Origin of the sequence: Pseudoduganella sp. R-32 (assembly GCF_049913245.1) — a bacterium.
Classification (GTDB): Bacteria; Pseudomonadota; Gammaproteobacteria; order Burkholderiales; family Burkholderiaceae_D; genus Rugamonas.
In genome coordinates this window covers 4,346,420-4,369,118 of sequence record NZ_CP183987.1, presented here as the reverse complement: position 1 = coordinate 4,369,118, position 22,699 = coordinate 4,346,420, and the positions used below count along the sequence as shown (strand labels likewise).

12 protein-coding genes are annotated in these 22,699 nt (G+C 65.8%); 6 read left to right on the top strand and 6 right to left on the bottom strand.

Features of this window, described 5'->3' with window-relative positions; all coding sequences use genetic code 11:
* Positions 1-135 precede the first annotated feature (135 nt).
* Positions 136-978 (bottom strand): transposase, encoded by an 843-nt coding sequence (locus ACN9MU_RS19775; protein WP_426318330.1) that lies wholly within the window; start codon positions 976-978, stop codon positions 136-138.
* A gap of 148 nt (positions 979-1,126) precedes the next feature.
* Positions 1,127-3,211 carry a prolyl oligopeptidase family serine peptidase gene (locus tag ACN9MU_RS19770; RefSeq protein ID WP_426318329.1) on the bottom strand — a complete coding sequence of 695 codons (2,085 nt, stop codon included), beginning with the start codon at positions 3,209-3,211 and terminating at the stop codon, positions 1,127-1,129.
* A 62-nt stretch (positions 3,212-3,273) separates the two neighbouring features.
* Between ACN9MU_RS19770 and ACN9MU_RS19765 the strand changes: the two genes are divergently transcribed.
* Positions 3,274-3,846 (top strand): hypothetical protein, encoded by a 573-nt coding sequence (locus tag ACN9MU_RS19765; RefSeq protein ID WP_426162113.1) that lies wholly within the window; start codon positions 3,274-3,276, stop codon positions 3,844-3,846.
* Here ACN9MU_RS19765 and ypfJ read toward each other — a convergent pair whose 3' ends face one another.
* Positions 3,847-4,728, bottom strand: coding sequence for a KPN_02809 family neutral zinc metallopeptidase (gene ypfJ / locus ACN9MU_RS19760; protein ID WP_426162112.1), 882 nt, complete (start codon positions 4,726-4,728; stop codon positions 3,847-3,849).
* A gap of 74 nt (positions 4,729-4,802) precedes the next feature.
* On the opposite strand from ypfJ, the gene ACN9MU_RS19755 reads away from it, so the two are divergent.
* The gene (locus tag ACN9MU_RS19755) at positions 4,803-5,483 is read left to right on the top strand and encodes a hypothetical protein (RefSeq protein ID WP_426162111.1); all 681 of its coding nucleotides are present in this window, start codon (positions 4,803-4,805) and stop codon (positions 5,481-5,483) included.
* Here the strand turns inward: ACN9MU_RS19755 and ACN9MU_RS19750 are convergent.
* Positions 5,470-6,972 (bottom strand): CehA/McbA family metallohydrolase, encoded by a 1,503-nt coding sequence (locus ACN9MU_RS19750; protein WP_426162110.1) that lies wholly within the window; start codon positions 6,970-6,972, stop codon positions 5,470-5,472. The genes ACN9MU_RS19755 and ACN9MU_RS19750 overlap by 14 nt on opposite strands.
* A 222-nt stretch (positions 6,973-7,194) precedes the next feature.
* Between ACN9MU_RS19750 and ACN9MU_RS19745 the strand changes: the two genes are divergently transcribed.
* The 4 genes from ACN9MU_RS19745 to recD are packed head-to-tail and all read left to right on the top strand — an operon-like array spanning position 7,195 to position 19,294.
* Positions 7,195-10,290, top strand: a complete 3,096-nt coding sequence (locus tag ACN9MU_RS19745; protein ID WP_426335977.1) for a CHASE domain-containing protein — start codon at positions 7,195-7,197, stop codon at positions 10,288-10,290.
* A gap of 48 nt (positions 10,291-10,338) precedes the next feature.
* Positions 10,339-13,737 (top strand): exodeoxyribonuclease V subunit gamma, encoded by a 3,399-nt coding sequence (recC, locus tag ACN9MU_RS19740; RefSeq protein ID WP_426343329.1) that lies wholly within the window; start codon positions 10,339-10,341, stop codon positions 13,735-13,737.
* Positions 13,734-17,366: an exodeoxyribonuclease V subunit beta gene (gene recB, locus ACN9MU_RS19735; protein ID WP_426335975.1), complete on the top strand. Its 3,633-nt coding sequence runs from the start codon at positions 13,734-13,736 to the stop codon at positions 17,364-17,366. The genes recC and recB overlap by 4 nt, the downstream gene beginning before the upstream one ends.
* Complete coding sequence (gene recD, locus ACN9MU_RS19730) at positions 17,363-19,294, top strand: exodeoxyribonuclease V subunit alpha (protein ID WP_426335974.1); 1,932 nt, start codon at positions 17,363-17,365, stop codon at positions 19,292-19,294. Before recB ends, recD begins: the two co-directional genes overlap by 4 nt.
* Here recD and ACN9MU_RS19725 read toward each other — a convergent pair.
* Positions 19,274-21,604: a histidine kinase dimerization/phospho-acceptor domain-containing protein gene (locus ACN9MU_RS19725; protein ID WP_426335973.1), complete on the bottom strand. Its 2,331-nt coding sequence runs from the start codon at positions 21,602-21,604 to the stop codon at positions 19,274-19,276. The genes recD and ACN9MU_RS19725 overlap by 21 nt on opposite strands.
* 33 nt (positions 21,605-21,637) lie before the next feature.
* Positions 21,638-22,504, bottom strand: a complete 867-nt coding sequence (locus ACN9MU_RS19720; RefSeq protein ID WP_426162104.1) for a serine hydrolase — start codon at positions 22,502-22,504, stop codon at positions 21,638-21,640.
* Positions 22,505-22,699: the final 195 nt, after the last annotated feature.

Sequence of the window (22,699 nt, the reverse complement as noted above, 5' to 3'; positions counted from 1 at the left end):
AACGCGCCGGGAAACATTTTACTAAGCATAACCACGTGCAATTTTCCAACGCGCACGATTGGGCGGCGAAATTCGGGGGCAAAATTCGGGGTCAGGTCTGTCATTTGGACAGCCAGCACGCACCTTTGATTTTTCTCAATACGTCCGTTCGAACGCGTTGATTGCGCGACTGACCGTTTTGACAGAAACTCGTGCATACCGGGCAATCTCTGGCATTGAATAGGCGAGGGAGCGGTAGGCGCGGGCCATCGCTTCCTTGGGATCCCGGTATGTAGCGAAGTATTGTTGCAAGGGCCCTGCAAGTGCGCGCCGTTGGGTCCGCTTTAGCTCCATCAAGTTGCCTTCCGCGCGACTACCCACAACGCGGGCGCAGAATTCTTCGTCTCCAAGCATGAGCTGATTGGAGACAGTAGCAAGGGGACTGGGTCCCCCAATGCCAGCGGCAACGAATTCCTTGTAGGCTTGCCGCGCATCATGCTTATTGCTATTGAAATGTGCGAGCAGAGCTTCGGAGCGCAGCCAAACCGGTCCGTCAACCACACCCATAGTTGCGTTATAGCTGCTCCAAAGCCAATAAGATGGGCATTGCACCATGTTCGCGCGCACCGGGTTGAGTTCGATGTACCGCGCCACTTCCTTCATGTACAGCTCGCGTTGGCAGAGGATCGCCTTGAAGCGTCCCTGAAACACGTGCCCGACAAGCCCGTGAGCGCGGTTGAAGTACTGCGAGTAGCTTCCGTTCAGGTGTCGCATGCCGCGCGAGAGATGCCCGTCAACGGTCTCAAGCAGGAGATGAAAGTGATTGCCCATTTGGCAGTAAGCCAGCACGCCAAAATTGAAGCGGTCACAGGTCTCGCCTAATAGCGTAAGCCAGGTCAGCCGATCACTATCAGACCGAAAAATGCGGTCTTTGCGGTCTCCGCGTGCCGTGACGTGGTACAGCGCGTCGCTGAGTTCGATTCTGAGTGGCCGGTTCATGGAAAGAGCATATGCCGCTTTCCATTACCCATAATTGCGATGGCGCAATAGAGTGAAGAACACCCGCCAGCGGACATTTCGAGGCGGGTGTTTTGATATTGATCAAAGGTGTGTAGCGACTGTCCAAATGACAGACCTGACCCCGAATTTATTTCAACTGCTTGAGGAGGAAGGCATAGGTCAATGCCCACATCTGGGCTTGCTGGTCGTTGTTGGCGGCGCCGGCGTGGCCGCCTTCGGTGTTTTCCCAGTACAGCACGTCGTGACCCTGGTCTTTCATCTTGGCCACCATCTTGCGCGCGTGGCCGGGATGGACACGGTCGTCGCGGGTGGAGGTGGTGAACAGGACGCGCGGATAGTGCTTGTCCTTGAATACGTTCTGGTACGGGGAGTATTGGCTGATATAGGCCCACTGCGCCGGGTCGTCGGGGTCGCCATATTCACCCATCCAGGAGGCGCCGGCCAGCAGCTTGCTGTAACGCTGCATGTCCAGCAGCGGCACCTGGCAGACGACGGCGTTGAACAGGTCGGGGCGCTGGGTCAGCGCGGCGCCGACCAGCAGGCCGCCATTGCTGCCGCCCATGATGCCGAGGTGGCGCGGGCTGCTGATCTTGCGCTTGATGACGTCTTGTGCGACGGCGATGAAGTCGTCGAAGGCGCGCTGGCGGTGTTCCTTCAGCGCGGCCTGGTGCCAGCGCGGGCCGAATTCACCGCCGCCGCGGATGTTGGCCAGCACGTAAGCACCGCCTTGCTTGAGCCATGCTTCGCCGGTGGTGCCGCTGTAGAAGGGCTTCATCGATACTTCAAAGCCGCCGTAGCCGTACATGACCGTGGGATTCTTTCCGTTCAGCCTGGCCTTCTTGTTCATCAGGACGAAATACGGCACCTTGGTGCCGTCCTTCGATATGGCCATGTGCTGCTGCACTGTGTAGGGCTTGGCGTCGAAGTAGGCGGGCAGGGACTTCAGCGAAGTCCGTTCGTCGTTGCCGGCGTGGGCCAGGTGCATCGTGGTCGGGGTCAGGAAGTCCGTCACCGTCAGGAAGTATTGGTCCGATTCGATCGGGTCGAGCGCCTGCACCGCCAGCGTGCCAAAAGCTGGTGCGTCGACCTCGCGCCGTTGCCATTTGCCGTCCACGTGGCGCATTTCGATCAGGCGGTTTTTTACGTTATCGAGCACGTTGAGCAGCATGGCCGAACGGGTGGCGGAAACGCCGTCGAGCGAGCTGCTTGGCGTGGGCGTGAACAGGACTTCAAACCGCCGTTCGCCGGCCATGAAGCGCTTGAAGTCGGCCGCCAGCAGCGAGCCTTGCTTGTAGGTGGCGCCGTTGACGGTCCAGTCGGAGCGCAAGTCGATGATCAACTGGTCGCGCACAGTGTAGGCGTTGGCGTCTTCCGGCTTGTCGATCTTGACCAGTTTGCCGCCCTCGCGCACATATAGTTCGCTGGCGTAAAAGCCGATCTGGCGGTTGATGAACTGGTAGCTATGGCCGGGGGTGAAGTCCTTGTAGGCGCCAACGCCAAGGTCTTCCGTCTTGGCTTCATACAGCGTGAGCGCGGTTTCCAGCGGGGTGCCGCGCTTCCATTCCTTGACGATGCGCGGGTAGCCGGAAGTGGTCATGCTGCCTTCGCCGAAGTCGGTCGAGACGAAGATGGTGTCGGCGTCGATCCAGCCGATATCGCTTTTCGCTTCGGGCAGGTTGAAACCTTCTCTCACGAAGCGGCGCGTGGCAACGTCGAATTCGCGCACCACGTGTGCATCGCCGCCGCCGCGCGATAGCTGCACCAGGCATTGTTCGCCTTTCGGGTACAGGCAGGAGACGCCGTGCCATACCCAGTTTTCGTTTTCATCGGCGGCCAGCTTGTCGATGTCGAGCACGGTCTCCCATTGCGGCTCGGCCTTCTGATATTGCTCCAGCGTGGTGCGGCGCCAGATGCCGCGCGTGTGCTGTGCGTCGCGCCAGAAGTTGTAGTAGTAGCCGCCGTGTTTGGTGACGTAGGGGATGCGCTCTTTGGAATTGAGGATGGTCTTCAGGCGTTCGTGGATGCCGGGATAATCGGGCTGCGCCTGCAGTTCGTTCAGGGCGACGGCATTTTGCTCCTTGACCCAGGCCAGCGCCTTGTCGCCGCCGACGTCTTCCAGCCAAAGGTAGGGATCTGCTTTCTGCGCGTGCGCGCCGCCGGCAGCCGCCAGCCCCAGTACTACTCCAGACGCCATTTTTCGATACGAAGGCATTGCTGCTCCTGTTTCTTGGAATCCGATTACTCTACACTAATCGTTTTTTTCTGGAGACCGAATTGAAGAAGTCCATTGTCACTGCTGCCCAGGGAGTGCCCGCGGTTGCGTCACACGCCGCCGCGCCAGAGGTCAAGGTCGTGCAGGAGGAAGGGTTTGTCGACTTTGAGTTTCCGGTACAAAAAGTTGAACAGCTCAAGGATGGAACGCGTTGCGTAGTGGTGCTGGGCAGCCTGGATGGGCAGCCGCTCGGCTTTGCCGTCGAGTTCCACCCGAACTGGGAGGCCAGGCAGCTCGATGGCTCGGAGCAGTGGGTGTATTGGGGGAGCGGTCGCTTTGTAAGCACGGGCGGCGATACCGACCGGTTTGTTGCTGCGCTGGCGCGGCTGTATGGACTGGATGCAGCCGGCCGGCAGGCAAAAGCGAGCGTCGAGGCTGAAGTGGTGGGCCTGGGCAGCGACCCGGCGCTGATGCACACTGCCCCGACCAGGATGAAGTTCTTCTTCCAGGGCGATGGTTCGGAAGCCCAGTACAGCGAAGTCTTCATTCATGCCGACTTGCCGAGGGGCGTCCTGCGGTTCGAAGAAAAAGACCTGGATTACCGGACGCCCCTGGTCGGCAACCTGGCGCAATAATCAGAGCTGGCGGGCTTCAAAGGTATTGCACTGGGCGATTTCGCCCGATTCGATGCCGCGGTTGAACCAGCGCACGCGCTGTGCCGAGCTGCCGTGGGTGAAGGAGTCAGGCATCACTTCGCCGCCTGCCTGCTTTTGCAGCGCGTCGTCGCCGATGGCGGTGGCGGCGTTCAGCGCTGCTTCCACGTCGCCTTTTTCGATGATGCTGCGCGCGCGGTTGGCGTGGTAGGCCCAGACGCCGGCGAAGCAGTCGGCCTGCAGTTCCAGCCGCACCGACAGGGCATTGGCCTGGCGTTCGGAGGCATTGCGCTGGGCGTTATGCACCTTGTCGCTCAGGCCCATCAGGTTCTGTACGTGGTGGCCGACTTCGTGTGCCACGACGTAGGCCTGCGCGAATTCGCCAGGGGCGCGGAAGCGCTGCTCCAGCAGGCGGAAGAAGTCGAGGTCGATGTAGATGTCCTGGTCGCCCGGGCAGTAGAAGGGCCCGGTGGCCGAGCGTCCGGTGCCGCAGGCGGTCTGGATCGCGCCGGTGAAGACCTTCATCTTGGGCATCTGGTAGGTGCCGCCGTTGCGGCGGAACAGGTCCGTCCAGACGTCTTCCGTGTCGGCCAGCACGACCTTCATCAATTTGTATTCGCGGTCGTTGGCTTCGGTACGCGGGCGATGTTGCTGCTGCTGGCTTACCTGGGCCGGGCCACCGCCGCCGCTCAACAGGCCAAGGATGGTCATGGGGTTGACGCCCAACACCCAGCCGCCTATCAGCGCAACGACGATTGTGCCGATACCGATCGATCGGCCGCCGAAACCGAAGCCGCCGCCTCCGCCGCCATCGCCACGGTGATCTTCGACGTTATCGCTTTCCCGGTTACCTTCCCAACGCATTTTTTAACTCCTTGTTTATTTTCGCTAAGTGTAACGCATTGGTGCGCGGGGCAGGCGCACGTAGAATGCCGGGAATGAAGATTGAACGCAAAACGATGGCCCTGGCGCTGGCCGCTGTGATGGTCTTGGCAACTGTGGCGGGCGGCGGCTGGTACTACCTGCGGTTAAAGGAGCGCGGCAGCGTGCCGTGTGCGCAGCAGCCGCCGTCCCAATTCAGCCACTATTGCCTGGCGCAGTCGCAGGCGGCAGCCGATCAGGGCGACCGGGCCGCGATGGCGGCCCTGGTGGAATATTTCGACAAGCGCCAGCCGGCTGAAGCAATCCGCTGGACGCGGGCGGCGGCGAAACTGGGCGAGCCGCGTGCAATCGGGCGGGTGCTGTCTGCATGCGGTGCGGCGGGGCCGTACTCGGTCGAGGAGGCGCAGGCTTTGCTGCCGGCGGCGCCGATGCTGGAAGCATTGAACTTCCGTCTCGGTGGAGCGTGCGCGCCGGCGGATGTGGGGGCTGCGCGCGCCATCGAGCCGGCGCAATTGCTGGCGGTGCAGGACGGCGCTGGCTTGTGCAAGGTAGCGGTGCGCTATGGTTTGCTGCGCCTGTCGCCCGATGGGGCAGCACTGGATTCGCAGGGGGCGCAGCACCTGCTGGCTGAGTGCGAGCGCCGCCAGCAGGTGCCGGCCGCCGCCCGCAAGGAGGCGGAGATGGTGCGGCAGATGCTGGCGCGCGAGATCAATCCGGTCCGTATCAGCGTTGATTGACCCAGACCGGAGCTGACCACAGCTGCTTGCCGTCGTCCTGCGTGATGCGGGCGTAGTAGAAGTGTGGGCCGGGTAGCGGTGTAAAGTTGTGCAGCATGGCGCTCACGCCGGGCAGGGGCTGGACCGCGCCACGACGGCCCGGCACGCCCTCCAGGATCTCGAGCGCCGCGACGCTGCGTCCGGCCGTGCTGGCGTAACGCACTTGCAGTGCGAGCGGGCCACTGTTGTCCATCTGGCTGCCCATCATGTTGTCGTTGGCAGTCAGGGCGATGGCGGCCTGCTTGTCCATCGTCGCGAACACACGGCGGGCGCGGATGGCCTCGAGCAGCGCGTCGACGCTCGGCATCGTACCGGCGGGAAGCAGGATGCCGGTGCGATTGCTGTACGAGGCGCCCCAGTTGGCGCAATGGTTGTCCTGGTCGCTGCTGAACGCAAGGCGGTAGCCGGCTTCCAGCAACTTGCCGCAGGCTTCTTCGTAGAAGCTGTGGCGTGGTTCTCCTTCGTCGAGGCGTTTCGAGAAAGCGTTGCTGTTCATGACTTCGCACAGGGCCATGACGGCGCCGCCATCTTCGCTGAAGGCCAGCGCTTTGCCCTTGATCGGGAACTGGCCGGCACCCGGGTGGTTGAACTGGCCGAGCCAGCCTTGCTGCTTCATCAGCGTGTACAAGGCGGCGTAATCGTTCTTTGGCGTGACCACGTCGGCAAAGGGTTGGCCGCTGGCGCTGCGCTCCCAGCCCAGCAGTGCAGGACTGTTCAGGATATTGAGGTGGCCGCCGCCGCTGATGACGCCCCATTCCATGCCGTACATCGCGACAAATCCCGGGTGCCGGGCGCTGTACTGTTCGGCGCTGGCGATGCCGATACGGTACAGCTGGCGGGCGGCCAGCGGGTCGGCATCGGGATCGCTGCCTTCGCTGCCATCGTACATATGATTGTGTTCCGACGTGAGCAGGAATTGCAGGCCGTGCTGCCGGGCGAAGTGGTAGGCGTCTTCGGGGCCGAACGCGCCTGTGCGGGGCGCCTGGGCGCCGCGGCAGCTGGCGGGATCGCCGCCGCCGTCGCTATGGTTGGTCTGGCTGTGCAGGTTTCCATAGACGATGTCGAAGGCCAGGCCGTCGAAATGCGGCGGCCCGGCGCTGTCCATTGCCGCCGCCGTGGCGGCCTGCAACGGCGCCGGCCGGCCAATTGCGATCGGGCGCTGCTGGCGGATCGGGCCGGCCTGCAGTCGCAGCGTGTAAATGCCGGCGGGGAGGGCGGCCGGCGCGCGCCAGTTCACCGTGGCCCGGCCACTATCTCCACGCAAGACGTGGCGTCCGCGCCACTGCCGGACCAGGCCGCCGCCGGGCCGGTACAGCGCCAACGTCCAGTTCACGTTGCGCGCCGCATTTGCACCGGGAAGTGTAAAGTGCACTATGAAAGTCCGGCTCGCGCCCGGTGCGGCGGGCCGGAAGGCGGCCTCCAGCATGGCATCGAATTCGCGGTGTTCCAATACTGGCGCGGGTGGCTGAGCCTGCGCACGGGGCGGAGCGGCGCTGGCGGGGGCGGCAAGGCCAAGGCCGGCAAAATGCATGCAGGCTAGGAAATTCCGGCAAGCCCGGGATGCCGGTAAGATGTGGAATCCATTTTTCATGATGAGCCCTCCTGTCGAGCTTTGGACCAGGGGGAGTTGAATTGGTTCCGTTCAGGGCTGCTTTAATAGTATGCTGCTCAAATGCAAGACTTTTCTCAATGGATGAGGCGGAGGTGGCGTGGCCTGGGCGGCGGGCGGGCCCTCCTATGGTTGCTCGGCCTGTCGCTGGCATCCGCCGTTGGCGCGACCTTGTATGCCATCACTTCCCATACGGTGGAGGATGAGGCGCAGCTGCGCTTTGACAATCTGAACCGCGCCACCCAGTACAGTATTTCGGCGCGCGTGAAGGCCTATTCGGACGTGGTGCGCGGCCTGGTGGCGCTGTTCCAGACCACCGACCATGTCACCCGGCTGCAATTCCGGCAGTACGTGACGACCCTGAACATCGGCAAGCACTACCCGGCACTCGAGGCCATCAACTATGCGCCGAACGTGCCACATGCGGAGCGCGAGGCCTTCGTCGCTGCGGTGCGGGCCGATACCAGCCTGACGCCCGGCGGTTATCCGAAATTCGACATCAAGCCGCCGGGCAAGCGGGAACAGTATGCGCCGCTGACTTACCTGGAGCCGATGGGCCTGATGATGGAAAAGTTTGGCGTCGACATCATTGCCAATCCAGCCATCGACCGTGCCATGCAGCTGTCGCGCGACACGGGCGAGATCAGCGCGTCGGGCCAGCCGGTGCTGCTCAAGCAGCCGGTACCCCATATCGGGCTGGGCATGCGCCTGCCCGTCTACAAGCGCGGCATGCCGGTGGATGATGTGAGCAGCCGCCGCGCCAATTTCATCGGCACGGTCGGCATCGGCTTTTCGGTTTCCAAGCTGATCCAGGGGGCGATCGACGAGATGGCGGACCGCCAGGTGCACATGATCCTGTACTCGGACGCTTCCACCGATCCCGAAAAACGCAACCTCACCATCGAACCTGATGACCGGCTGCTGTTCAACGATAACGGTTCGATCGACAAGCCTGCTGCATTGCCGGGCGATCCCGGCGACTATTTCATTTCCGTGTTGCCGATCGATTTCAACGGCAGCCTGTGGAAAGCCCAGTTCTACGCGCGCAAGGATGCGATGATCGTCGGCTTCGACCGCTGGATACCCTACCTGGCCCTGGTCACGGGTTTTTCCGGAACGCTGCTGGTCTACGGCTACCTGTTCACCATGTATTCGCAGCGCCGCAATGCGCTGGAGCAGCGCCGCCTGCTGGATAGCGTGCTCGATAACGTCGAGGCGCACGTCTACATGAAGGACCAGGACCGCCGCTATGTCTACGTCAACGCCAAGATGGCGGAGGTGATCGGCTTGCCGGTCGAGGACATCATCGGCCGCCTGGATATCGAAGTCATGCGCAAGCGCGAGGCCGACGACGCCTGGCAGGAGGATCACGTGGTGCTGACCGATCGCCAGAAACGCTCGGGCGAGGCGAGCTACACCGACCGCCACGGCGTGGTGCACCACCTGTGGACGGTGAAGGCTCCGGTGCGGCTGGAGAAGGATGTGACGGTGGTGATTGCGCTGTCCACCGACGTCACCGAATTGCATATGCTGAAAGAACAGGCGCGCGCGGCCAACCAGGCCAAGAGCGATTTCCTGTCCAATATGAGCCACGAGATCCGCACGCCGATGAATTCCGTGATCGGCATGGCGCACCTGGCCTTGAAGGGCGCCACCAATCCGAAGCAGAAGGATTACCTGCAAAAGATTTACCACTCCGGCCAGCACCTGCTGGGCATCATCAACGACATCCTCGACTTCTCCAAGATCGAAGCCGGCAAACTGGACCTGGAAGTGCTGGACTTTGCGCTGGAGTCCCTGCTGACCAATATCTCGGGCCAGCTGGGCGAGGCGGCCAGCCGCAAAGGCCTGGAGCTGGTGTTCGAGATCTGGCCGGGACTGTCGCACCAGTTGCGCGGCGACCCGCTGCGCCTGGAGCAGGTGCTGTTGAACTTCACCAGCAATGCCATCAAGTTCTCTGAAAACAGCAAGATCTACATCCGCGCGCGGCCGGTCGAGGACCGCGACAACTACACCGTAGTGCGCTTCGAAGTGCAGGACAACGGCATCGGCATGACGCCGGCCCAGGTCTCGAGCCTGTTCCAGTCCTTCCACCAGGGCGACACGTCGACTACCCGCAAGTACGGCGGCACCGGCCTGGGCCTGGTGATCAGCAAGCAGCTGGCGGAGCTGATGGACGGCACGGTGGGCGTGGAAAGCGAGCCAGGCAAGGGTTCGACCTTCTGGTTCACGGCCAAGCTGCAGAAGGGGACGCACCTGCTGCAGGCCACCGACTCCAACGCGCTGCAGCCGGACATGCTGGCGCCCATCCACGGCGCCTCGATCCTGCTGGTCGAAGACAACATCTTCAGCCAGCAGGTCGGGCAGGAGCTGCTGGAGGACGCCGGCGCCACGGTGGTGGTGGCCAACAACGGCAAGGAAGCCATCGACCTGCTGTTGAAAGAGCACTTCGACTGCGTGCTGATGGACGTGCAGATGCCGGTGATGGACGGTTACGAGGCCACCCGCATCATCCGCGCCCATCCCAAGCTGTCCGGCACCCTGATCATCGCCATGACGGCCAACGCGGGCCGCGAGGACCAGGCGCGCTGCCTGGCTGCCGGCATGGACGAATTCGTCACCAAGCCGATTGCGCCGACCCTGCTGTTCTCGGTGCTGTCCAAGTGGATGAGCCAGCGCGCAGCCGAAGGGCGCATGGCGCAGGTGCGCAGCACCACGACGCCTGGCCAGCCGCAGCCGCAGCCGGCGCCTGCGCCTGCGCCGGTGCCTGAACCTGCCGCCGAGCAGGAGCCTGGCAATGGCGGCGAATCGGAGCTGTTCGACCTGCGCGCCCTGGCCCAGACTTTCGGCAACAAGCCTGAAAAGATGCGCAAGTACGCCAATATGTTCATCGACTCGGCGCAGGAAGGCTTGCGCGAAGTGCAGGTTGCGCTGGAGGCGGGCGATATCGTGCGCTTGTCGGAGCTGGGCCACCGCATCAAGTCTTCCGCGCGGGCGGTGGGCGCCATGAGTTTTGCGGACCTGTGCCTGGCGCTGGAAAAAATGGTGCCGGCCGACGGCATCGACCGTGCCCGCGCCATCGTCAGCCAGATGCAGCCTTTGCTGGATCGCCTGCGCGAGCATATTGCCCAGGAAATGAACGCCAATATTCCCGGATAGCCGACTTTGCGGCGATAATGGCGTTCCACGCTATTTCGCTGCTTTTACATGGCCCAAAGCATCCAACCCGGACTCCTGATTTTGCACGGCAACCAGCTGGAAGAGCTGCGCAGCGCCGTGTTCCAGTGGTTGCGCGACCATCCGCTGGCGCCGCTGGAGCAGGAGATTTTCCTGGTGCAGTCGAACGGCGTGGCCGAATGGCTGAAGATTGCCCTGGCTGAGGAAACGGGCCTGTGCGGCGCCACCCGCGTTGCGCTGCCGGCGCGGCTGCTGTGGGAAATCTATCGGGGCATGCTGGGACATGCGCGCGTGCCGCCGATTTCCGCTTTCGATAAAGGTCCCTTGACCTGGCGCCTGATGCGCCTGCTGCCGCAGTTGCTGGTGCGGGATGCCTTTGTGCCGTTGCGCCATTTCCTGCGCGACGGCGACCCGGAGCGCCGCCTGCAGCTGGCCGAACGCCTGGCCGACCTGTTCGACCAGTACCAGGTGTACCGGGCTGACTGGCTGGAGGACTGGGCTGCGGGCCGCGACCAGCTGCGCAACGCGCGCGGCGAGGCTGTGCCGCTGGCGGCCGACCAGCGCTGGCAGGCCGAGTTATGGCGTGCCGTCGCAGCCAGCGTGCCGGAAGAAGGGCGCGGCCTCGGACGCGCCAGCGTCCATGCAGCCTTCGTCGATGCTGTGCAACGCGGCGATACGCCGCTGGGCCGGCTGCCGCGCCGCATCGTGCTGTTCGGCGTATCGGCGTTGCCGTACCAGACTTTGCAGGCCATGGCTTCGCTGGCGCGCTTCACCCAGGTGGTGATCGCGGTCCCCAATCCCTGCCGCTACTACTGGGGCGACATCATCGAAGGCCGCGACTTGCTGCGCGCCGCGCGCCACCGCCACGCTGCGCGCAAGGACATCGACTTGTCGGCTGTGCCGCTGGAAGCGCTGCACGCGCACAGCCATCCGCTGCTGGCGAGCTGGGGGCGGCAGGGGCGCGACTATATCCGCATGCTGGACGAATTCGGCACCGCCAGCGACCTGGAAGGGCGCGACGACAAGCTGCGCGTGGACCTGTTCGGGGATGAAGCAGGCGGGACGCTGCTGGCGCAGGTACAGGCGGCGGTGCGCGACATGCTGCCGCTGGCCGAGCATCCGCGCGTTGCGCCCGAGGACAGCGACCGCTCCATCGAATTCCACGTGGCGCACAGCGTGCAGCGCGAAGTCGAAATCCTGCATGACCAGTTGCTGGCCATGTTTGCCGCCGATCCCTCGCTGCGGCCGCGCGACGTGGTGGTGATGGTGCCGGATATCGATGTCTTTACCGCCTCGATCCGCGCCGTGTTCGGCCAGCACCGCCGCCATGACCCGCGCTATATCCCGCACGAAATCGGCGACGTCAACGACCGCAGCGTCAATCCGCTGCTGGTGGCGCTGGAGTGGCTGCTGCGGCTGCCGCAGCAGCGCTGCCGCCAGAGCGAGGTGCGCGACCTGCTGGATGTGCCGGCCCTGGCGCGCCGTTTCGGCCTGTCCGAAGACGACTTGCCGACCCTGGGCCAGTGGATCGAAGGCGCCGGCGTGCGTTGGGGCCTGGATGCAGGCCATCGTGCGGGCTTGGGCCTGGCGCCGGCAGGCGAGCAGAATGCCTGGATGTTCGGCGTGCGCCGCATGCTGCTGGGCTATGCGGCAGGCAAGGGCTCGGCCTATGCCGGCGTCGAACCGTATTCGGAAGTTGGCGGGCTGGACGCCGCCCTGGCCGGTTCGCTGGCGCAATTGATCGAGGCCTTGCTGGCCTGGCGCGAACGGCTGGACGTGGCGCGCCGGCCTGCCGATTGGGCCGAGCAGGCGCGCCTGCTGCTGGCAGGCTTCTTCAGCGACCGCGACGAAAGCGACCGCCTGACGCTGGCGCGCCTGGACGATGCGCTGGATAAGTGGCTGGAGACTTGCGAGGACGCCGGTTTCGACGAGGAAGTGCCGCTGGCAACCCTGCGCGAAGCGTGGATGGGCGGCCTTGACGAACCGTCGCTGGAACACCAGTTCGTGTCGGGCGGCGTCACCTTCTGCACCCTGATGCCGATGCGCGCCGTGCCGTTTCGCGTGGTCTGCCTGCTGGGCATGAACGACGGCGACTTCCCGCGCCGCGCCAGCCGCGCCGACTTCGACCTGCTGGCCTTGCCCGGCATGGCGCGTCCCGGCGACCGTTCGCGCCGCGACGACGACCGCTACCTGATGCTGGAAGCCGTGCTGGCCGCGCGCGACAAGCTGTACGTGAGCTGGGTCGGACGCAATGTGCGCGACAACAGCGAACAGCCGCCTTCGGTGCTGGTGGCGCAGTTGCGCGATTACCTGCATGCCGGCTGGGGCCTGGATCTCGCCGCGCGCACCACCTTGCATGCGCTGCAGCCTTTCAGCCGCGCCTACTTCGAGCGCGGCGGCTTGCTGACCTTTGCCGGTGAATGGCGCGCGGCGCATGACGCCGGCGATGCGCCTGCGGCGCCCGTGGCGTTGCCGCCCTACGAGGTGGAAGAGGGGTTCCGGCTGTGGCTTTCCACGCTGGCAGCCTTCCTGCGCCAGCCGGTGCGGCATTTCTTCCGCCAGCGCCTGGGCGTCTACTTTGCCGAATCGGCGATGATTGGCGAGGATGAGGAACCGTTCCAGCTGGACGGCCTTGAACGCTACAACCTGGAAGATGCGATGCTGGCGGACGGCGGCGAAATGGAGCCGATTGAAGAGGTGCGCGCCACCTTGCGCGAACGCGGCCAGCGCCTGCGGCGCCAGGGCGTGCTGCCGATCGGCTTGATCGGCGACCGGGTGCTGGACGAGCTGGTCGAAGAACTGGTGCCTGTGCGGACGGCCTGGCTGTCGCTGCGCGGCACATACAGCGAAGATGCGCCCAAACTGGCCGTCCACCTTAAAGTCGCTGGCCTGGAGCTGGAAGACTGGATCGACCAGTTGCACCGGGCCGAGGGCGCCACGGTATGGCTGATGCAGATGTCGTCGCGCGTGTGCGATAAATCCGGCGCGCCGCGCGGTGAAAAGCTGATCCCGATGTGGCTGCGCCAGCTGGCCGCAGCCGCGCAGGGCCATCCGGTGACCGGCTTCCTGGTTGCGCGTGATGCGATCGTGATCATGGCGCCGCTTGAGCCGCAGGCTGCGCTTGCGGTCCTGGCGCGCATTGCCGAATTGTGGCGGGAGGGAATGGACCAGCCATTGCCCGCAGCCTGCAAGACCGGGCTCGCGCTGGTGATGGAGGGCGATCCGCGCAGCGTCTACGACGGCGGCTTCGAGCTGTCAGGCGAGAACGAGGACCCGTGCCTGGCCCGCCTGTGGCCGGACTTTGCCGCCCTGGCGGGAGACCCCGGCTTTGCGGACACCAGCCGAGCGCTATACCAGCCGCTGGCGGACTGGCTGGCGCAATCGGTTGCGGTGCAGCCGATCGAGGGCGACGGGGAGGGCGAGGCATGAGCATCGCCCTGAATCCGCTCGACTTCCCGCTGCATGGGTCGCGCCTGATCGAAGCCAGCGCCGGCACCGGCAAGACCTGGACCATCGCCGCCCTGTACGTGCGCCTGGTGCTGGGGCATGGCGGCGCGAACGGCTATCGCCGGCCGCTGATGCCGAACGAAATCCTGGTCATGACGTTCACCCGCGCGGCCACCCGCGAACTGTCCAACCGGGTGCGCGAACGCCTGGTGGAAGCGGCAGCGTACTTCCGGGCTGAAACGCCGCAGACACCCGATTCCTACCTGGACGCGCTGCTGGAAGCATTGCCCGACCATGCCGCGCGCCAGCAGGCAGCCTATCGCCTGCAGCTGGCAGCCGAAACGATGGACGAGGCGTCAATCTTCACCATCGATGCCTGGTGCCAGCGCATGCTGCGCGAGCACGCTTTCGACAGCGGCAACCTGTTCGACGAAGAGTTGCTCAGCGACGAGGCGGCGCTGTATGAAGACGCGGTGCATGATTACTGGCGCCAGCAGGTGTACCCGCTGGGCGAACAGGCTTTGCGTGTGCTGCTTTCCGCCTGCCGCGACGTGTCCGCGCTCGGCCGCAGCGTGCGCGACCTGGCGCGCCGGCCTGATGCCGCAGGGCTGGCAGGCCGGGAGCCGCTGGGCGCCATGATCGGCCGCGTGCAGGGCGAGCAGCAGGCCGCGCTGGCGGCGCTGAAGCAAGGCTGGGCCGAGCGGGCAGCGCGCATGGAAAGCTGGATCGCATCCCAGCGCGAGGCCAATCCGAAGTGCTTCAACGGCACCAAGCTGCGCGCCGACAATGTCGCCAAATGGTTCGCGGCCCTGCGCGACTGGGCCAACGATCCTGCGCTGGCCGAACCGGACATGAACGCCACGCCGTGGTTCCGCCTGACCCCGGCCGGCATGGCCGACGCTTGCGCCAAGGGCTTCGCGCCCGACATTCCGGCGGACTTCGAAGGGATCGCGCCGCTGCGCCGCGCCCTCGATGCCATCGAGCCGCTGCGCCACCACGTACTCCGCCATGCAGCTGCGACGATTGCCGCGCGCATGGAGGAATTGAAACGCCAGCAAAGGCTGTTCGGCTTTGCCGACATGCTGGAGCGCCTGCGCGGTGCGCTGGAAGGCGCCAATGGCGAGGCGCTGCGCCAGCGTATCGTCAACCAGTTCCCGGTGGCCATGGTCGACGAGTTCCAGGACACGGCGCCCAGCCAGTACCGCATTTTCAACCTGCTGTACCAGGTCGCCGCCAACGACCCCGATCTCGGCCTGTTCCTGATCGGCGATCCGAAACAGTCGATCTACGGCTTTCGCGGCGCCGACATCCACAGCTACCTCGATGCGCGCCGTGCCACGCAGGGCCGTCATTACCAGCTTGGCACCAACTTCCGCTCCACGGCGCAGATCGTGGCTGCGGTCAACCAGGTCTTCCTGCACGCGGAAGGCGTGGCCGGGCAGGGCGGGTTTGCGCGCGGGGCGTTCCGCTTCCGCACCGACAAGGGCAATCCGCTGCCGTTCGAGGCGGTGGGCGCGCGCGGCCGCGCGGAGCGGCTGGTGGGCCCGGCCGGCGACATCCAGGCGTTGACGGCCGGCTGCACCATGGAGCAGCTGGGCGCCGACGCCTATCGCGAGTACTTCGCGGAGCAGTGCGCCGAGCATATCGCCTGCCTGCTCAACGACCCGGCTACCGGCTTCCAGGGCGGCGAGGGCTTCAGGCGCCTGCAACCGGCCGACATCGCCGTCCTGGTGCGCGAGCGCCGTGAAGCGGCTGCCGTGCGCCGTTCGCTGCAACGCCGGCTGGTGCCAAGCGTGTACCTGTCCGACAAGGACTCGGTGCTCTCCAGCGACGAAGCTGCGGACATGCTGCGCTGGCTCTCGGCAGTCGCCAACCCGCTCGATGGCCAACTGGCGCGCACCGCGTTTGCCACCCGCACCGCCAACCTGCCGCTGGCAGAACTGGCCCGGTTTTCGGCCGACGAACTGGCCTGGGAGCGCCGCGTCGAACAGCTCAAGGAGTTGCACGTGGTCTGGCAGCGCCAGGGCGTGCTGGCCATGCTGCGCCGCTTCATCCACGACCTTGGCCTGCCTGCGCAGCTGCTGGCGCGGCCCGGCGGCGAACGCAGCCTGACCAACCTGCTGCACCTGGCCGAGCTGCTGCAGCAGGCCAGCCGGCAGCTGGAAGGCGAACAGGCGCTGATACGCTGGCTGGCGGAGCAGATCGACGACGAGACGGACGGCGGCGATGAACGCGTGCTGCGGCTGGAGTCGGACGCGGAGCTGGTCAAGGTGGTTACCGTGCACAAGTCAAAGGGCCTGGAATACCCGCTGGTCTACCTGCCGTTCGCCGTCACGGTGCGCAAGGTGGACAAGCGCAACCGCACCTTCTTCGAATACACCGATGCCGACGGCGAGCGCCGTCTTGACATGCACCTGTCCGAAGAAGGCCAGCTGGCAGCCGAAGCGGCCCGCATCGAGGAAGACCTGCGCCTGCTGTATGTCGCGCTGACGCGCGCCCGGCATTTCCTGTGGCTTGGCGTGGCCGCACTGCCGGCGCGCAAGAAGGACGAAAATACCCTGCACGATTCGGCGCTTGGCTACCTGCTGACCGGCGGCGAGCCGCTGCCTGCCGGCCAGTTGCTGGAAAGCTGGCAGCAGTTGCGCGGCGATTGCGATGCCATTTCCATCGCCCTGCTGGAGCCCGCCGTGCCGGTGACGCGCCTGGCGCGCGCGGTCGAGCGTCCGCCGCTGGAAGCGCCGCTGGCGTACCAGGGCGATTTTGAACGCGACTGGTCGGTCGGCAGCTTCACCTCCCTGGCAAGGCGCAGCGGCAGCGAGCCGTTGCCTGCACCCATGCACGCCGCGCAGGAAACGCTGCTGGAAGGCGAGGAAGAGGGCGCAGCGCTGCGCATCGAGGATACGGCCTGGCACCGCTTCCCGCGCGGCTCGGTGCCCGGCAACTTCCTGCACGACCAGCTGGAAACGCTGGCGCGCGACGGCTTTGCGTCGATCCACCAGGAGCACTATACGGAACGCGCCGCGCGCCAGATCAAGCGCGCCGGCTGGGGCCATCGTGAAGCCGATACCCTGGAATGGCTGAAGGTGATCGTCACCACCGAACTGCCGCCGCTGGGCAGCGCGCTGGACGCGATCGGGCAACTGCTGCCGGAAATGGAATTCTGGTTCCCGAGCGAGCGTCTGGATACAGCGCAGCTGGATCGCCTGTGCCGCCAGCACCTGCTGGACGGCATTGCCCGTCCCGGCTTGCCGCAGCGCGAGCTGCACGGCATGCTGAAAGGCTTCTGCGACCTGGTTTTCGAATGCCAGGGCCGGTACTGGGTGCTGGACTACAAATCGAACGCACTGGGCGGCGGCGATGCCGCCTATCACAAGGCTGCGCTGGCGCACGGCATGGCGGCGCACCGCTACGACGTGCAGGGCGCCATCTACATGCTGGCCCTGCACCGGTTGCTGCGCACGCGCCTGGGCGAGTCCTACGACCCGGCCGCGCAACTGGGCGGCGCGATCTTCTACTTCCTGCGCGGGGTCGGCAACGAGCAGACGCGCGGGTGCTACCTGCTGCCGCCCGATGCGCAGCTGCTGGACGGACTGGACGGGCTTTGCCGATGAGTTTTTACGAACATGCCGACATGCTGGCCGAAGGCGGCATGCTGCGCCGCCTGGGTCCTGTGTTTGCGCGCTTTGTGACGGCGCTTGCGCCGGACGGCAGTCCCGCATCGGGCCGGCCGCTGGCGTTGGCCTGCCTGCTGCTGTCCGAGCTCGAAGGACGCGGCCACAGTTGCCTGCAACTGGCGGCGCTGGCCGCCGATCCCTCGCCCATGCTGGGCTGGGGCGAAGACGACTGGCAAAGCCTGTGCGAGGAGGCCGGCGAACTGCCGCAAGGGCTGGCGGGCTGGCACGAATTCCTGCAGGCCTGCCCGCAAGTGCTGGCCTGGCCGGGCGGCGTGGAAAGGGGCCAGCCGCTGGTGCTTGCTGGCGGCCGGCTGTACCTGCGCCGCTACTGGTCGGACGAGAACACGGTGGCAGATGCCGTGCGCGCCCGCACCGGCACGGATAAAGGGGGGCCGCCACCCTCCCTGGTGCGCGAATGGCTGGACCGGCTGTTCACGCACGCCACGCGCGAGGGCGGGGCCGACTGGCAGAAGATCGCCTGCGCGGTCGCTACGCGCGGCGGCCTGGCAGTCATCACCGGCGGTCCCGGCACCGGCAAGACGTATACGGTGGCGCGCCTGCTTGCCTTGCTGTTTGCGGTTGAAGGCGTCCATGCCGACCAGCTGCGCGTGGCGCTCGCGGCGCCAACCGGCAAGGCTGCCGCGCGCCTGAAGCAGGCCATTGACGGCGCGCTGGGCGACCTGGAGCAAAGCCTTGGCGGCGCATTGCCGCTGCGTGAGCTGGCGCAGCGCATGGGCGGCGCCCGCACCCTGCATTCCCTGCTCGGTGCCCGTCCGGAGACGCGGGCCTTCCGCCACAATGCCGGCAATCCGCTCGACGTGGACGTGCTGATCGTCGATGAGGCGTCGATGGTGCACCTGGAAATGATGGCAGCCCTGCTCGATGCCTTGCCCGGCGGCGCGCGCCTGGTCCTGCTGGGCGACAAGGACCAGTTGGCATCGGTGGAAGCGGGTTCGGTGCTGGGCGACCTGTGCCATGATGCGCAGGCCGGTGGCTACGACGCCGCCACGGCGGCCTTTGTGGTAGCGGCATCGGGCCAGGCCATCCCGCCGGAATTCCTCGGCAATGCCGGCGCCCTGGCGCAGCAGACCGTCATGCTGCGCCAGAGCCGCCGTTTCGGCGGCCCGATCGGCCAGTTGGCCAATGCCGTCAATCACGGCGATGCCGACGCGGCCCGCGCCGTGCTGCGCGCCGACAGCGGGGGACAACTGCACTGGAACGAAGCGGCGCAGCAGGAGGACATGCTGCGCCTGGCAGTCGAAGGCTACCGGCCTTTCCTGCAGATGGTCGGGCAGGGCCCCGGCGCTGCCGGCCATGATGCCTGGGCCGCCGGCGTGCTGGCTGAATTCGAAGGTTTCCGCCTGCTGTGCGCCGTGCGCGAGGGCGAATGGGGCGTCTCGGGCCTGAACGACAGCATTGCGCAACGCCTTGAACAGCTTGACTTGCTGAAGCGGCGCGGCGACTGGTATGTAGGACGCCCGGTCATGGTCACGCGCAACGACTACGCCACGGGCGTGTACAACGGCGATATCGGGCTGGCGTTGCCCGACCCCGGGCGCTCCGGTTCCTTGCGCGTGTATTTCTCGGAGGGCGGCCAGGTGCGCAGCGTGCTCGCGACCCGCCTGCGCAATGTGGAAACGGCTTTCGCCATGACGGTGCACAAATCGCAGGGTTCGGAATTCAGCCACACGGTGCTGGTGCTGCCGCGCGAAGCGCCCAGCGTACTGGCGCGCGAACTTGTGTACACCGGCATCACGCGCGCCCGCCAGCGCTTTACGCTGCTGACGCCCAATTCGGGCGTGCTGCCCGATGCGATCCGGCGCCGTACCGAACGCACCAGCGGCCTACGCAGCCTGCTCGCCTGATTCGCCGCCTGTCTGCAGGTCGGCGTGGATCGCCTGCAGCACCGCGTCCAGGGCCGGCGCAAGCGCCGCCAGTTCCGGCGCCGCGCCGCCGCCGGCGCGCAGCGCCCCGAGCACGCCTGCCGCGGCCTGGCGCAGGGCCTCCATGCCCAGCTGCGCCGACAGCGCGGCCAGCGTGTGCACCATGCGCTGCGCGCGCTGGCGGTCGCCCAGGGCCACGGCATCGCCAACGGCCACGTGCAGGGCGGCCTGGCCCTGCAGGAACTGGCCCAGCATCTTGCGCAGTTGCGCGTGGTTGCCATGCAGGCGCGCCAGGGCGCCGGCCATGTCGGCGCCGAGGGCGCTCAGCGCAGGAAATGCCGCTTGCGCAGCCGCCTGCGCTTCAACGCAAGCGACTGCGCCCGGCAGCGCATGGCGGAACAGGGCGGTGAAGACAAAGCGGTTGCCTTCGGCCGGATCGCTTTCCAGCAGCAGGTGGCCGCCCATCATGGCTGCCAGCTGGCGCGCCACCGAAAGGCCCAGTCCTGCTGCCGAATCGCCCGGCCCCACCGGCTCGTAGAGCTGGACTGCGGCGTCGCGCGCCGCGCCGGTGTCGCGTACTTCCCAGCGCAGTACCGTGCCATCTTCGGCGCCGGCGTCTTCTCGCCGCAGCAGCAACTGCACCTTGCCCCGCTCCGTGAATTTGACCGAATGCGCCAGCAAATGCTGCAGCAGCTGCTGCAGGCGGGCCGCGTCGCCTACCAGTTCTTCCGGCAGCGCCGCCTCCACGCTGCATTCGAGCAGCAGGCCTTTGGCTTGCGCCGCAGCCTGCCATTCCGCGCAAGCCTGTTCGGCCGCGCGGCGCGCGCTGAAGACGCATTCTTCCATGTGGAAATTGCCGGCCTCGATGCGCGAGAAATCGAGGATATCGTTGAACATCGCCATCAGGCTGGCGGCAGCGCCGTCGACCTGTTCGAGGTAGCCGCGCTGGCGCGCGTCGAGCGGCCCGCGCAAGGCCAGTTCCGTCAGGCCGATGATGGCATTGAGCGGCGTGCGGATCTCGTGGCCCATATTGGCCAGGAAGGCGCCCTTGCTGCGATGGGCGTGGTCGCTTGCCTCGTGGGCCGCGGCGATGGCCCGCTCGGCCTGGCGCAGTTCCGTGACGTCGATACCGAAGCTGAGCAGGGCGATCTCGCCTTCCTCCAGGGCGCTGTGGTGCCAGGCGATGCGGCGCTCATCGCCCGACGCCGTCTGCAGCAGATGCTCGTGGCCGGCCGGCATGGCGCGGAACTGTTCGGGGTGCCCGCCTTCCGGCCATTGCGACACGGCCGACATGGGCAGCAGCGGCAGGTCGCGCCAGACGCGTCCCAGCACGCTGTCGCGGCTGCAGCCTGTGACCTGGACCGCCGTTTCGTTGAAGATCAGTACTTCGCCCTCATGCCCCAGCCCCAGCACCAGCATGTCGGCGCTGTTCAACAGGCGGTCCAGCAGCTGGCGCGTGCAACGCAGCTTGCGCTCGGACTCGCTGCGCGCAGCGGCGGACGCGGCCAGGCTCGCCTGCAGCGCGTGCAGGGACGAGAGCAGCTCGCCCGCTTCGTCGGGGAAGGGCGGCGGGGCGGGCGATGCCAGGTCGCCGCCGCGCACACGCTGCGCAATCGCCAGCGCCTGCGCCAGCGGTTGCGTGATGCTGCGGCTGACCAGCCATGCCATGCCGATGGCAAGCGCCAGCGAAGCGGCCAGGATGGCCAGCAGCAGCGTGCTGTCGAAGCGGATGCGTTCGGCTGCCTGGCCTTCGGTAAAGCGTGCGCGGCTTGCCGCCAGGTTCACCAGGTCGTCCACCACTTGCCGGTGCTGCTCGTAATGGCGCTGCATCTTGGCCAGCGCATGGCCGGCGCGCGGCCGGTCGCCCAGCTCCAGCGCGGGCACCAGCTGGCCGAACGCTTCGTTGTAAAACGCCGTGGCCTGGATGTTGGCCTGCTTGAGCGATTCGGCCAGGCTGCCGTCCAGGGCCTGGCCCTGCCAGTAATGGACGCGCGCCACCTGTTGCGCGTGCAGGGTGCGCAGGCGCTGCGCCAGCTGTTCGCGCTCGACCTGGCTGCCGGCAGCTGCCAATTGCTGCGCGACGAGGAACGATTCAATGATGTACAGCGGCGGCGGCAGCACATCCGCAATCAGGTCCTTGCCCTGCACCACGTCGCCGTACAGCGGGCCGTTGACGCGCAATTGGTCCAGGGTGCGGAACGACCAGAATCCGTACAGCAGGAAGCCGCCGGCGAAGATCCCCACCAGGATCGCCAGGCGGCGTGCGAAGCGCAGCTTGCGCAGCAGGTCCATGGTGCCTCTCGGCAGCGAACCCCGTCAGGCGTCTTACATGCGGCGGCGACGGCGTTCCGTTGTGCGCACGGCCTTCTTGCGCGGGCTGGATGCTTTCATCACTTTGGGAGCGTTGTCGCCCGCCAGCAGGCGGCGGATGTTCAGCGCATCCATCAGGCGCGCTGAATTGCCCCCGGCGTTCAGCAGCACCAGGGTTGCTGCGCGGCCGGCTTCCGTGATGCGCATGATCAGGCAGCGGCCCGCTTCTTCGGTATAGCCGGTCTTGGACAGGCCGATATCCCAGCCCTTGGCGCCGACCAGGCGGTTGGTGTTGTGGTACTGCACCATGCGCCCCTTCATATTGATCACTTCCTCGGTATCGGTAGTGATGCGGCGGATCTCGGGATACTGGGCGGCGGCGGCAGCCATTTTCACCAGGTCGGCCGCGTTCGATGTATTGTTAGGCGACAGGCCGGTCGGTTCATCGATCCGGGTGCTGGTCATGCCGAGCTGCTGGATCTTGGCGTGCACCGCGGCAGTAAAGGCGGCCGGGCCGCCGGGGAAGGTGCGGGCCAGCGCGGCCGCGGCGCGGTTATCGGACGACATCAGCGCCAGTTGCAGCACTTCGCCGCGCGACAGGGTGGCGCCGACCGGCACGCGCGAGGTGCTGTGCTTGAGCGTATCGACATCGTCCTTGTCGATGCTGATTTGCTCGTCCATATCAAGCTTGGAGTCGAGCACGACCATTGCGGTCATCAATTTAGTCAGGGAGGCGATCGGAACAACGGCGGTGGCGTTCTTCTCGACCAGCACTTTGCCAGTCTCATCCTCGACGACAAGCACAGATTGCGAGCCCAAAGGCACGGCAAACGCGGCTGCGGAGATCGACACCAGCAGGGCTGCGGTTATTTTCTTGAACATGATGGGTTTGAGGCGTTCGTTCGGGGCGGAATATTGCTGGATTAAGGGCAATATTCTAAATAGGGACGATATCACTATCGGGTTAACTCGTCCAGCAAACGTCAATCATGCGCAACTGAACAATAAAAACCATGGCGTGCGGCACGCGCGGCGGGAATGCTGGTATTGTTATTCGATAATATTTCCTTCTTGAAA

What these genes read in the sequence shown, in the direction of transcription:
- ACN9MU_RS19775 (WP_426318330.1), bottom strand. Translation starts at nt 978, where the DNA reads ATGAACCGGCCACTCAGAATCGAACTCAGCGACGCGCTGTACCACGTC.
- ACN9MU_RS19770 (WP_426318329.1), bottom strand. Translation starts at nt 3,211, where the DNA reads ATGCCTTCGTATCGAAAAATGGCGTCTGGAGTAGTACTGGGGCTGGCG.
- ypfJ (WP_426162112.1), bottom strand. Translation starts at nt 4,728, where the DNA reads ATGCGTTGGGAAGGTAACCGGGAAAGCGATAACGTCGAAGATCACCGT.
- ACN9MU_RS19755 (WP_426162111.1), top strand. Translation starts at nt 4,803, where the DNA reads ATGAAGATTGAACGCAAAACGATGGCCCTGGCGCTGGCCGCTGTGATG.
- ACN9MU_RS19745 (WP_426335977.1), top strand. Translation starts at nt 7,195, where the DNA reads ATGCAAGACTTTTCTCAATGGATGAGGCGGAGGTGGCGTGGCCTGGGC.
- recC (WP_426343329.1), top strand. Translation starts at nt 10,339, where the DNA reads ATGGCCCAAAGCATCCAACCCGGACTCCTGATTTTGCACGGCAACCAG.
- recB (WP_426335975.1), top strand. Translation starts at nt 13,734, where the DNA reads ATGAGCATCGCCCTGAATCCGCTCGACTTCCCGCTGCATGGGTCGCGC.
- recD (WP_426335974.1), top strand. Translation starts at nt 17,363, where the DNA reads ATGAGTTTTTACGAACATGCCGACATGCTGGCCGAAGGCGGCATGCTG.
- ACN9MU_RS19725 (WP_426335973.1), bottom strand. Translation starts at nt 21,604, where the DNA reads ATGGACCTGCTGCGCAAGCTGCGCTTCGCACGCCGCCTGGCGATCCTG.
- ACN9MU_RS19720 (WP_426162104.1), bottom strand. Translation starts at nt 22,504, where the DNA reads ATGTTCAAGAAAATAACCGCAGCCCTGCTGGTGTCGATCTCCGCAGCC.